The sequence below is a fragment of the Paenibacillus apis genome, assembly GCF_018333295.1.
Taxonomy (GTDB): domain Bacteria; phylum Bacillota; class Bacilli; order Paenibacillales; family Paenibacillaceae; genus Fontibacillus; species Fontibacillus antibioticophila.
On record NZ_BORS01000015.1, the window covers coordinates 94,610 to 107,602 of the forward strand.

The window sequence follows — 12,993 nt, forward strand, 5'->3', positions numbered from 1 at the left end:
AAATTCGCGCGCGGTTTTTTAGGACGTTCCGAGCAGCGTCTTTTCCAGACATGTTGGTATCTTTACTGTAATCCTTCCCGCTCAGGCTGAGGCGATGTTACATGAATTTGCAGCAAAAAATCGCCTTGTTCAGTCGTTAACAGGTTCAAACGCAGGCTGCTGCGGTCCGAACCTTCCCAGATAATATGTTCTTCCTGCCGTGAGGAGGCATCAGCTTGATCCAATACCGCTAAGTTCATTGTTAGAGGCTCAGAAAACCCCTCAGTAAAAAGAGCTTTCAGTTCTTTGCCCATTTCAGCAAAATATTGATCGTCAGAGGTAATAAACAGATACTCACCTGACACTAATTGATCGTCTTGAAAATTATAAATGACCGTTTGCTTTACCTTGGTATCCAAGGAGAGGCCCCCTTCAACAAGAATTCTATCCGTCTCCTCAGACTGAATAGCATCCTCTTTCTGTTGGCCGATGATTTCCTGCTTGGCTACTAACCAAGGCAGTCCTTCGAAAATGAAGGCTCCATCCTTACTCGTCTTTTCTAAAAGTTGGCCCAGGTCTCCTTCAAAGGAGGAACTTTCTTGAGCAGGCTGCTTATTAGAACTACAACCGCTCGAAATAAGCAGTACGCTAAGAAGCGAAATCATGAAGAAAACGAGCGCTTTAGATTTAATCATACTTACTCAACCTCCCGAGCATTCGCCCCAAATATGCAATCGTCACATCGCCCTATGTAAGAAATCCCCTATCGTCTCATCCATCTTCGATGTCTACGATAAGGGATCTGCCCCAGCCGGCAGGGCATTAGGGATTTCATCACTGCATTTCGTTCTCGATACGCTGCATGAACTCTTCCGCCGCGCTATAGCCCAATTGCTTGAGGTACCAGTTGTTGGCGGCGGCCTCGATCAGTCCCGCCACATCTCGCCCCGGCTGAAGCTGGACTTCAATGTGCGGGATCTTCACGCCAAGATATTCCGTGAACTGTGGAACGACTTCCAGTTCATTGTTCAGGGAGTTCTCCTGCCAAGGAGCCAGTTCAATGTCGAGCACGATGCGCGTCTCGTCCTGAAAGGCCTTGCGCCCGTATTGGCGGACCACATTGATCAGCCCGATGCTGCGCAGCGCCAGAAATTCGCGCGTGGTCTCGTTATGGGTTCCAAGCAGCGTCGCTGGACCCAGCTTCTTCAGGACTACGATATCATCGGCCACGAACCGGTGCCCCCGCCGGATCAGCGTATGGGCCGTCTCGCTCTTGCCGATGCCTGACTTGCCCCGAAGCAGGACGCCGATGCCCGATACATTCACGCATACGCCGTGAATTGAAATTTCCGGAGCCAGCGTCTTCAGCAAGAAGCGATCCAGCTTGGCGATGAATTCGTTGGTCGTCTCCTGCGTTCTAAGCAGCGGGATTCCCTCTTGATCGCAGAACAGGGTCAAGTACGGAATCTCCTGTTGGCCTGACGTCACGATGAAGCACGGCGGATGGTACTTGACGATGTTGCCGATATGCAGCTTGCGTTCTTCCACGCTTAATGTCAGTAAGTAGTTAATTTCCTTGCGACCGAGAATCTGGATGCGTTCCATCGGGAAGAAATCAAAATACCCGACGAACTCCAAGCCCGGTCTATGCGTCCGAGGACGGGTAATCATGCGGTCCATGCGGTCCGCTCCCGCCAGCACTTCCAATTGAAAAGTATCCTTAAGTTTTTGAACCGTAATCGACTTCATTGGGCTCCCCTCCTGAAACTAAGCGTACTTTAAATACGCTCCGATATGCAAATCGGCAGTTTTCGATATATTCCACGAACGATAGGGATTTTCCTTCATTCCATAGTCCTGCGCATCATTTCGATAGAATCACTCCTTTATTTGTAAATCGATCCTAATTTATGATCTTCTTGTAATCTCCTTATTATATTAATAGCGGAAGGAGGCAATTATTTCTTTTTTTGGTACCGCTTACATTGTAACCAAATGCACAGGATGGCAGAATCTCGAAGGAATTTTACTCTGAAGGGAGAATCGAATTCGTGAACAGCCAAAAACGATTTGTCGCTTGGGTGTGCATTGTAGCCTTATTCGCCGGAACATTCCTGACCTCTGTTGGCTGGACGGACTCCGCCCGTGCGGCGGAAGGACCCAATCTGGCCGCAGGCAAAGCTGTATCCGCATCCGGGCATGCCGATGTGTATGTCGCAACGAATGCAGCGGACGGAAATGCAGGCACGTATTGGGAGAGCACCAACAACGCCTTCCCGCAATGGGTACAGGTTGACCTCGGCAACACAGCTTCTGTCGATCAGGTTGTCCTGAAGCTGCCTGAAGGATGGGAGAGCCGTACACAAACCCTATCCGTGCAGGGAAGCACAACGGGAACCGGCTTCTCTGAGCTCAAGGCTTCAGCCAACTATACCTTTGATCCAAGCCTTGGAAACACAGTGACGGTTGACTTCCCGGCAACCGCCGCACGTTATGTGCGAATCCATGTCACCGCCAATACCGGCTGGCCGGCAGCTCAGCTGTCCGAAGTCGAAATCTACGGCGCTGCCGCTCAACCCGGGCCTTCTCCGATTCCGGGGAAAATTGAAGCGGAGAGCTACAGCGGGATGAACGGGATTCAAACTGAACCTGCATCGGACACCGGAGGCGGTCTGAACGTAGGGTGGATTCACGCCGGCGACTGGCTGGACTATAGTGTGAACGTGCAAAGCGCCGGTACCTATACCGTAGAATACCGGGTAGCCAGCAACTCTGCCACCGGTGAAATCCAGCTTCAGTCCGGTGGAACCACATTGGCTACCACAGAGGTACCGAACACCGGCGGATGGCAGAATTGGCAGACCGTATCTGCAACCGTAACGCTCAACGCAGGAGCGCAGACGCTACGCGTCTTCGCCAGCGGATATGATTTCAATTTGAACTGGCTCCAATTTGCACCGGGCAACGCATCCGATACCCAAGCCCCTACAGCGCCGGCCAATTTGGCCCTTACGCAACCTAGCTCGGGTACGATCCGGCTCACCTGGAATGCCTCCACCGACAATGTTGGCGTGAGCGGGTACGACATTTATGCCAACAACCAGCTTCGGGGCAGTGTCAACGGATCGACTCTGACCTATACAGACAGCCAGCCCGCAAGCTTGACCGTGACATATCACGTCATTGCCAAGGATGCCGCGGGCAACGCATCCGCCCCAAGCAATTCCGTGACGCGGAACGGCTCGAGCGGCGGCAATGAGACAAACCTGGCCATCGGCAAGGCGATCTCGGCCTCCTCTTCCGCCTTCACCTTTGTAGCCGCCAATGCTAACGATAACGATGTGAATACGTATTGGGAGGGCGGCGCCCACCCGAGTACGCTCACTGTAGACCTTGGCGCCAACGCCAACGTCACATCTGTCGTACTCAAGCTGAACCCTGCCAGCGCATGGGCAACGCGTACGCAGACGATTCAAGTGCTGGGACACGACCAGAATTCCGCAACCTTCACCAACCTGGTCTCCGCAGCTTCTTATACGTTTAACCCGGCTTCGCAAAATACGGTAACGATTCCCGTTAACGCGATCGCAAGCAGCTTGCAGTTGCGCATTACAGCGAACTCAGGAGCGCCGGGCGGACAAATCGCCGAGTTCCAAATCCTTGGTACGGCGGCCCCGAATCCGGACCTGACGGTAACAGGCATGACCTGGTCGCCCGGATCTCCGAACGAGAGTCAGGACATTACGCTTAGCGCAACCGTACAAAATATCGGAGATGCAGCTTCTCCCGCAACGAGCGTAAACTTCTACCTCGGCAGCACGTTGGCCGGAACAGCCCCTGTCGGTGCGCTTGCGCCCGGTGCCTCAGCCAATGTCTCCGCGAATATTGGGGTTAAGGAGGCTGGCTCTTACAGCGTCACCGCCAAGGTGGACGAGAGCAATACGGTCATTGAAACGAATAATGCAAACAACAACTACACGCATCCTACCCAGTTGGTAGTAGGTCAGGTGCAAAGCTCCGACCTGATTGGCACGGTATCCTGGACGCCAAGCAATCCTAGCGCAGGCAACACGGTAACCTTCACCGTCAATCTCAAGAACCAGGGAACGATTGCCTCGGCAGACGGCGCTCATGGGGTTACATTAGTGTTGAAAAATGCTGCAGGCTCCACCGTCCAGACCTTCAACGGTTCATACAACGGTTCACTCGCTGCAGGAGCATCGGCGAACTTAACAGTAGGAACATGGACAGCTGTCAACGGCAGCTACACGGTGACGGTCACCGTCGCAACAGATGCGAATGAGGTGCCTGCCAAGCAATCCAACAATGTCGGCACATCCAGCCTGTATTCCGGCCGGGGAGCAAATATGCCGTTTACGATCCTGGAGGCCGAAGCCCCGGGGAACAGTACCAATGGGACAAAGCTGGCTCCGAACTTTACGCCGGGCGATTTTGCCGGTGAAGCCTCCGGTCGTTCTGCTGTCTACCTGGATGCGACGGGAGAATATGTGGAATTCACATTAACCTCGCCAGCGAATGCCTTCGTCCTGCGGAATGCGGTCGATGAAAATACGACAGGAACGATCAGTATTTATGCCGATGGCGTGGATAAGGGCAATTTCACCGTGACCTCCAAGTTCTCCTACGTATATGCTACCCCTTCGACCTTAGGGCGTCTGGGTTACGACAATTCCGGCTCTAAGGCATACTGGCTCTATGAAGATGCCCAGCTTATGCTGGACCAGGTTTACCCAGCCGGAACCAAAATTAAAATTCAAAAGGATGCCGGAGATGCGCCTTGGATCTATGTGGACATGATTGAGACGGAGAACGTGGCTCCTCCTGCCTCTAACCCTGATCCGAGCAAGTATGTTGAGGTTTCCAGTACCAAATCGATTGAACAGGCTCTTAATGAGTTCCGGCAGGATCCTTCCAAGAAGGGGATCTTCATTCCTGCCGGAGAGTGGACTTTGACGTCCAAAATCTATCTGTACGGGCGGGCAACCGAGATCATTGGAGCTGGCCCATGGCATACCAAGCTGGTCGCTCCCCAGAATCAGACCAACACGGATATCGGCTTCAATATCAGCTCTCAGGCTAATGGCTCCACGATTAAAGACTTGTCCGCCTGGGGCAATTACGTATATCGCCAGGATGGCCCCGGAAAATTCATAGATGGCAACGGAATGCAAAACGTCACCATCGAGAATATTTGGGCGGAGCACTTCATCTGTCTGTATTGGGGTGTGAACTCCTCCCACAATACATTCAAGAATAACCGGATCAAGAACGTATTTGCCGACGGAATCAATATGACTAACGGTTCTTCCTATAATATTATCGATAATAACTATGCCCGCGGGACAGGCGACGATGCCTTTGCCCTGTTCAGTGCAATTGACGCAGGCGGATCCTACAACGTAGGTAACAAATACACCAACTTGACCGCTGTGAATGTTCGTCGGGCTGCCGCCTTCGCCATCTATGGCGGGAAGGACAATCTGTTTCAGAATCTATATGGCGCCGATACCCTCACCTATCCGGGCTTGACGGTCAGCAGCTTGAGCTTCGGCTATAACACACTGGGCTTCGGCGATCAGGATACGGTTATCGACGGCGTAACCTTGGACAGAACCGGAGGAGACTTCTGGACCAGTGTGGGGGCCGATGACAAAATCAATGAATATCAAAACTTCGGCGCTATCTGGCTGCATGGTGGAGACCGGGATTTCAAAAATATCCTGATCAAAAACGTAGATATTAATCAGCCGGTCTACTTCGGAATTATGTTCCAATCCAAATCTCCGGAAAATGTACAGATGCAGAACATTCGCCTGGAGAACATCACGATCAATAATCCTCCCCGTTACGGCATCAAGCTGGTTGCCAAGGCAGAGGACGGACAAGGTCCGGTTGTCGGATCGGCAAGCTTTTCGAATGTAATCATTCATAATCCTGGCGTAGCCGCCATCTACGGGGAGAACAAAAGCCCCGGCTTCACCGTAATTCGAGGATCGGGCAATAACTGGTGACGGCTGAATAAGAGTGATGCAATCCCGGCATCTCCTTCCATTTACAGTGAATTGGGAGAGAGAAAAACACCAAGGAGACCTTGCTGATACCAGGGTCTCCTTGGTGCTTCTTCTATTTGTTCCAAACTGATGATCCTGTTCAGTTAATACAAGCTTTTACTACTTCTGCTTTATCCGCACACTGATAATCTGATTCGGCGCATAGGCTAGCTCAAGGGTATCCAGTGCGAAAGGCACCGCTTCTCCCGGGCTCTCCATCAAATCACACGCCGTGGCCGATTTAATTGCAAATGGCAGTTGAATCTTGGCGGTTCCGTGCGAGCCGTAAACTTCGGTCAAGCGAAGAACCACATCATTGCTGCCATCCTCTGCGAGCTTGAAGGCTTGTACCTTTAGGGCGGAGGAGGAGTTCTTCAGCACCGCCCGTTCCTCCACAGCCAACTTCCGTCCGACATATACCGGTGCAGGCTGGTTCAGTTGGTATGCACTTTCTACCAAGCCTTCCGCGATACCGCTTGGTCCGTGCGGATAGATGGAGTACGTGAAGTAGTGCGTTCCCTGATCGCTTGTCCGGTCAGGACGGATCGGGGCCTTCAGCAAGCTAAGCCGAATCACGTTCTCCTCGACGTCGCAGCCGTATTTGCAATCATTCAGAATGGACACCCCGAACATGCCCTCGGACAGATCAACCCACTTATGACAAGGCACTTCAAAGCGAGCCTGCTCCCAGGTGGTGTTCTTATTATTCATGCGCTCCATGACCCCTGCCGAAGTATCGGTGGTGTACGTTCTGGCTTTGACATTAACCGGGAAGGCTACCTTCAGCAGTCTCTCCTTCTCATGCCAGTCGACCCAGGTCTCGAAATCGACGCGAGGGCTGTTGGCATGCAGGCGGACAACCTGAACCGCACGGCTGTTGCTGAAGGATTTCTCCATGCGAATCGCTACGGAAATCGGGCCATCCTCCACGACGGTAATATTGGTCCATCCGTCAAAGTTAAGCTGATGATTTTTGTAGGTTTTTACGATGTCCCAAGCGTTGTAAATCCCTGGGCAATCCTCGAACAATTGCCACTGGTTAAGCAGCTCTCCAGGAGCATTGACCTGCTGTCTGCGAACCTTATCGATCATCTGCACGATGTTGCCTTCCGCATCCAGATGAACGGATACGAATGCATTCTCCAGGCTCGAGGTCGACACTCGAAGGCCTGCCGGCTTCTCCATAACAACATTGGAGGCTCTGAACTCGCCCAGACTGAATCCATCCAGCTCCAGCTCGGTGCAATATCTTTCATCGCCGTCAGGCGTCACTTGCTTCTGAACCGGATAGATCCGGTTGTTCTTGTCCACGATGGACGGTGCGGTTACCGGCTCGTCGAAGACAGACAAGGTTTGCTTGCCGGAGAAGGCATTTACCGCAACGAAGCTGCCTTCCTGGGCTGCCGTAAAGGTATCCATTGCTTTGACATTCAGATTATGGAACTCGGCATTCATCTCTTCATAAGTACGAACGGCATCGATGCCTACCGGATGGGTATGGCTGCCTGGAAGAATGTCGTGGAACTGGTTGAACAACAGCTTCTTCCAAGGTACCGAGATTTCTTCTTGGGTCACGATGACGCGGTTAGCCAACAGCGCCGCAATCGCCGCGGTCGCCTCTGTCTGCTGGGCCAGGAACTCACCCTTGCGGTTGAAGCGTTTCAGTTCCCCCTTGGTCGTAAAGGTTCCGCGGTGCATCTCCAGATATAAATCGCCGTCCCATTCCGGGAACTCGGAGGTATCCGCGAACACGCCATGCAGATATTCCTTGCCGGTGGTCAGGCGCATTTGCGGAATGCCGCCCATTTGCTGCTCACGATAGTAGTATTCCATCATTTCATTGGTGATCCCGCTGCCGCCGTCACCGTAGCCGAACATTTGCAAGGACTCATCGCAGTACGACTTGTCCTGGAACGCTTCCCAGCTGCCGATCAGCTGATTGGGGTCCATCCAGCTATTGAAATGCACGGGAGGTACGCAAGCATTGACGATGGAACCGTCCAGCCCCTTCCAGAGGAAGTTGTTATGCGGGAAGGTATTCGTATCGTTCCAGGTAGACATTTTGTTGGAGACAAAGTAATCAACGCCGCCCTGCTTCAAAATTTGCGGCATAATGGGGCTGTTGCCGAATACATCCGGAAGCCAGGCGATATCGACATCCACGCCGAACTCCTTCAAGAAGTACTGCTTGCCATACATGATTTGCCGTGCCAGGCTCTCCGCGTTGACCAAGTTGCAATCCGGCTCCACATACATGGCGCCGACGATCTCCCAGCGTCCTTCCGCTACACGGCGTTTCACCTCTTCAAATAGCGGCGGATAATACTTTTGCAGCATCTCATAGGCCCAGGCCTGAGTATGGGAGTATTTGAACTCCGGATAACGGTCCATCAGGCGAAGCTGAATCAGAACCGTCCGGGCGTTCTTCTGAATCGTCTGTCCCATCGTCCAATGGTAAGCCAGATCCAGGTGGGAATGGGCCACACAAGCCAGCTTGCCGTTCTTGCCGAAGCGGCCGCTCGGTTCAAATACATTTCGTTGAATGTATTCCCGAATCGCTGGAGCTGCTTGTCTGAACTCCTCATCATCGTCGCTTTCGAAGAACGGGAACAGCTTGAGGATCTTTTCTACATGGCTCGTATAGTACGCTTTTGCGCCCTCTTCCATATAATCGGCATAAGCACTTTGATACAGCATATCCAGGTCATATTTCAAGCCAAGCATGACATCGTCAATGACAACCAGGCAGGGACGCTTGAATGTCTGAATACAGCCCTTCAGGTTGCGGGCGGTACCTCGGTCATCATCCGGTTTGGAGCGGGTGTAGCATTCCAGAATCATCTGATGCTGCTCCCCGGCCTTGGCATTGTCTATAAAGGCACACCAGCTGCGGTTCGGGTCCAATCCATCTACATAGCGGCCGTTATCAGAGATAATCACCTCTGTTGCTGTGTACATATAGAGGTAGACCTTCTTACCTTCCAGCTCCTTGGGAATCGTGAAATCACACTTGAACATACAAGTGATATCCGGTCCGCCCCACTTATCCCCTTCCTGAATCGGATGGAAGTCATCCTCCCATACATAAGCATCCGGTTCATAACGGCCGTTGCGCACCAGCCAGTTGTCCAAAGGGTACATTTCTTTAAAAATACGTTGGTCGATCTGCTCAAATACAAGCTTGGACCATTTTTGCATGCTGACGCTTCTGCGTTCTACCGCGATGTGTGCCACTCTCGTATCCTCCGTTCTATCTTGCGTAGTAAGGAATATGTTTGTTGATCTTTACTTTGAATTCTGTGCCAAAACGCTTGGATACCCGTTCCTTGATCCAATGGTTCAACTCAGGATCACAGCATTGACATGCTGCGCAATCCCCGTGAGCACCCAGAATAATCGTGTTATCTTCGAATCCTTCAAATACAATATCTCCGCCGTCCACACGGGTCATAGGACGGATTTCATTCATAATAATGTCTTCTATCTGTCTAGCAAGCTCCATATCCAACCCTCCTCATGATGTTGAAACCTGTATTCGTTAACCCTTGACCGCACCTGCCGTCATAGCGGACACGATGAATCTTTGCAGAATGACGAAAATAAGCAAGGTCGGGAAAATACCGATGACAGCAGCGGCCGCCAAGTAGTGCGTAGTAATGGAATCCGCTGTGGATTGAAGGTTAACCAGACCTACCGAAATCGGGTACAATGTAGAGTCGTTCAACAAGATGAACGGCACGATAAATTGGGCCCAGCTCTTGACTACCACCAGAATGACGACCGAGACGATCCCTGGAACGACCAGAGGAAGAACGGCCATACACATCGTCTGGAACTTGTTACAGCCATCGATTGCCGCGGCTTCATCCAGTTCTTTAGGTACCGTGTCGATGTATCCTTTGATGGACCATACCGCAAAAGGAAGCACAACAGCAATGTAGACGAAGATCAAGCTGCCGTAATTGTTCAGCATACCGAGACGACTCAAGTATTTGTAGAGCGGAATTACGACGATCAGAGGTGAGATCATCTGGAAGAACAAGATGGCCAGCATCGTCATTTTTTTGCCTTTAAAGTTAAATCTGGAGAAGGCATAGGCTGCAGGCAGACAGAAGATCAAGCTGCCGATGACCGTTACCAGAACAATAATTAGCGAGTTTTTCAAGTAACCGAAAATATCTGTCTTCCATAGAACGTATCTGTAGTTGTCGAAATTGAATTGATTCGGCAACAGCTTCGGCGGCGACTGGAATAGCTCCGGCACCGTCTTGAAGGACAGGGATACCAGCCACAAAAAGGGCAGTAGAAAGAACAAAGAAATCAAAATATACACCAGGTATAAGCCAATGGAGGCTCTTATTTTTGCGCTTTTGCTTATCATTATGCAGTCTCCTAACATAGACCGCATGTATCCGGGAGGACCTCCCGGATACATGCGTCACGGATAATTATTATGCGTCCTCGCCGCTGCGTCTCAGGAACCAGAAGTAGAGAGCCGCCATCAATCCGTTGATCAACAGAAGAATCGTAGCGTATGCCGAGCCCGAGCCCAAATTCATATGAACGAAAATTTGGTTGTAGGCAGTGAGCGCCAGAACCTCTGTAGAGTTGCCGGGACCGCCGGAAGTCAGCGACATCACCATATCAAAGGTATTGAAGGTGTTGATGATGTTGAGAATGACATTGATGGAAAGGACCGAACTGATCGATGGAAGCGTAACATGTATCAGACGCTGCCAGGAAGAGGCCCCATCGATATCCGCTGCTTCCAGAACATCTCTGGAGATCGTCTTTAAACCGGAGTAAGACAAAATCATACTCTGGGCAGTACCTCTCCAGATGTTGGCGATGATCGTGCAGACCAGCGCCGAACCAGCAGAGGTCAAGAAAGTTACATTGGTGATGCCAACGGCATGCAGCATCGAGGTCAGAATACCTGATTCGGATTCATTCAAGAAGATCTTCCAGATGACCCCGATAATAACGCCCGGGATGGCCCAAGCAAGCAGCGTAACTACCCGTACGAAGACAGTTCCGCGAAGCTTGAGCTCCTCCCCCTTCACGATAGCAAGTGCAATCGCAAGCCCCAAAACCGTCTGACCGACGACGCTGAAGAAGACGAAGACAAAGGTTGTCCACAACGTTTGATAGACTTGGCTGTCACTGAGAATATTGATAAATGAGCTGAACGTATAGGAATAATCCTTTCCTGTCAGCGATGCATCGGTGAAGCTGTAGCGTATGACTTCAAAGGTCGGATACACGAAGGTGACCAACAGGACAAGGATCAGTGGAGCAATCCAGTAGACCGGCCCCTGAGCCAGACGGCTTACAACTCCCTTTTTAGGATTCGGTGCGGTTTGAAGCATGCGTTTCACTCCCTGAAAATTACTTGCCTACTTTTTTTATAATGTTCTCTAAAGCTTTCTCGGCAGTTGAAGTACCCGTAACAATTTCTCCGATAGCGACTTGCAGCTCACTGGAGAGCGCAGTATATTCAGATACCGGCGGACGACTTTGCGCCTGATCCAGGTAGGATGCAAATTGCTTGGCATAGGCATCTTCTGCAAACGCAGGAGTGTTGTCATAAACAGAACGTCTGGTCGGGAGGAAGCCTCCGATCTCACACCATTCGCCTGCAGCCGCATCATCGGAATACAGACTAAGTACGAAGTCTGCAGCCAGTTCAGCCTTTTGCTTGTCCGTTGCGAACACGACGTTTGTCCATCCGCCTGCGGAAGAGCTGGCGGTATCTCCGGCATGAATGACTGGCAATTCAGCAATGCCCCACTTCTTTTCAAAGGTATCCGCACCGACAATTTCCTTGATTTGAGGAACTGCGGAGCTGGAAGCAATAAACATGCCATACTTGTCGGTAGTCAAATCACCGAACATATTGGATTCCTTGTCGAACTCTACTACGCGTTGCGGTGTTACGCCTTCCTTCACGGTGTTCTCGAAGAAAGAGAGGAAATTCAGCATTGCCGTCTTGGCTTCTCCATCCTGGAATGCAATGCTGTTATCATCATTCAACAACGGGAAGCCTTGGCTCCAGTAAATGCCGAGGTGATTGTTGACAGCGCCCTCGTTGCGCCCAGCGACATAAATAAGTCCGGTCATCCCAGGATTATCTTCTTGCAGTTTCTTCGCAGTGCTGATCAATTCGTCCACCGTTGCTGGAGGCGCAGAAATCAGGTCTTTTCTGTAATAAAGAGCCCGGACATCAGTTGTGTACCAGTCACTTAGGATGTCTCCGCCTTCTCCGTCAGGCTGCATGGTGCTGAGCATGAACGGGAAGTAGTCGTCGATCGAGATGCCTTTAGCAGCCATCGCATCGTTCAAAGGCTGTGCATATTCGGCAACGGACGGCATCATGAAGGAGTCGACTGCAGCCACATCCGGAGCGGTCCCTTCTGCAAGCTTGAGCTGCAGCTTCGCCATGTTATCTGTCGAATTATTGCTTGTGCTGATCGGCTTGATTTTTACATTTGGATGCTCTTCGATCCAAGCCTTCATTTTCTTCGTCAAGTAGTCTACCCGTGCCGGTGAAGTCGCTTCCAAGGATTGGCTCGGGTTCGGCTGCCAGGTTATTTCGATTTCGGCCTCCTGATAACCGATCAATTGCGGGCTGATGATCATTTGTCCGCCAGGATGCTTCTTGATAATGTCTTCGTTGCTTGCATTCGCTCCGCTGCCCGAAGTATTGGCCGGCGAATTGTTTTGAGCCGCGTTGTCCTTGTTGCTGGACCCGCATCCGCTCAGCAGCAAGGTTAGTGTCATCACTGCTGCAAGTGCGTATGAGAATGTCTTTTTCAAAGTAGTCCCTCCGTTTTCGTTGTAATAATATGGGACGCTAGCATAACCCCCGCCGGAGTGAAAGCACTTTCAAGCTTATCTATAAGCACTGGCAAAAAGGAGGCTCAAGTTGGCTGTGTCCTGGTGC

8 protein-coding genes are annotated in these 12,993 nt (G+C 51.3%); 1 reads left to right on the forward strand and 7 read right to left on the reverse strand.

Annotation, left to right across the window (positions count from 1 at the left end):
• Positions 1-62: 62 nt before the first annotated feature.
• On the reverse strand, positions 63-674 hold the full coding sequence (locus tag KI362_RS19900) for a hypothetical protein (protein WP_301629777.1): 612 nt from the start codon (positions 672-674) through the stop codon (positions 63-65).
• Positions 675-813: 139 nt separating this feature from the next.
• A complete protein-coding gene (hprK, locus tag KI362_RS19905; protein ID WP_044481336.1) occupies positions 814-1,728 on the reverse strand; it encodes an HPr(Ser) kinase/phosphatase in 915 nt (304 codons plus the stop codon).
• A gap of 293 nt (positions 1,729-2,021) precedes the next feature.
• On the opposite strand from hprK, the gene KI362_RS19910 reads away from it, so the two are divergent.
• Positions 2,022-6,011, forward strand: coding sequence for a carbohydrate-binding protein (locus KI362_RS19910; RefSeq protein ID WP_374705689.1), 3,990 nt, complete (start codon positions 2,022-2,024; stop codon positions 6,009-6,011).
• Between the two features lie 159 nt (positions 6,012-6,170).
• Here KI362_RS19910 and KI362_RS19915 read toward each other — a convergent pair whose 3' ends face one another.
• The 5 genes from KI362_RS19915 to KI362_RS19935 all read right to left on the reverse strand — a co-directional run bounded on the left by KI362_RS19915 (position 6,171) and on the right by KI362_RS19935 (position 12,866).
• The gene (locus KI362_RS19915) at positions 6,171-9,284 is read right to left on the reverse strand and encodes an alpha-mannosidase (RefSeq protein ID WP_301629781.1); all 3,114 of its coding nucleotides are present in this window, start codon (positions 9,282-9,284) and stop codon (positions 6,171-6,173) included.
• Between the two features lie 16 nt (positions 9,285-9,300).
• The gene (locus tag KI362_RS19920; protein WP_044481346.1) at positions 9,301-9,552 is read right to left on the reverse strand and encodes a NifU family protein; all 252 of its coding nucleotides are present in this window, start codon (positions 9,550-9,552) and stop codon (positions 9,301-9,303) included.
• 36 nt (positions 9,553-9,588) lie between these two features.
• On the reverse strand, positions 9,589-10,431 hold the full coding sequence (locus KI362_RS19925) for a carbohydrate ABC transporter permease (protein ID WP_212937906.1): 843 nt from the start codon (positions 10,429-10,431) through the stop codon (positions 9,589-9,591).
• A 70-nt stretch (positions 10,432-10,501) separates the two neighbouring features.
• Positions 10,502-11,419, reverse strand: coding sequence for a carbohydrate ABC transporter permease (locus KI362_RS19930; RefSeq protein WP_044481349.1), 918 nt, complete (start codon positions 11,417-11,419; stop codon positions 10,502-10,504).
• 19 nt (positions 11,420-11,438) lie between these two features.
• Complete coding sequence (locus KI362_RS19935) at positions 11,439-12,866, reverse strand: extracellular solute-binding protein (RefSeq protein ID WP_301629786.1); 1,428 nt, start codon at positions 12,864-12,866, stop codon at positions 11,439-11,441.
• Between the last annotated feature and the right edge of the window lie 127 nt (positions 12,867-12,993).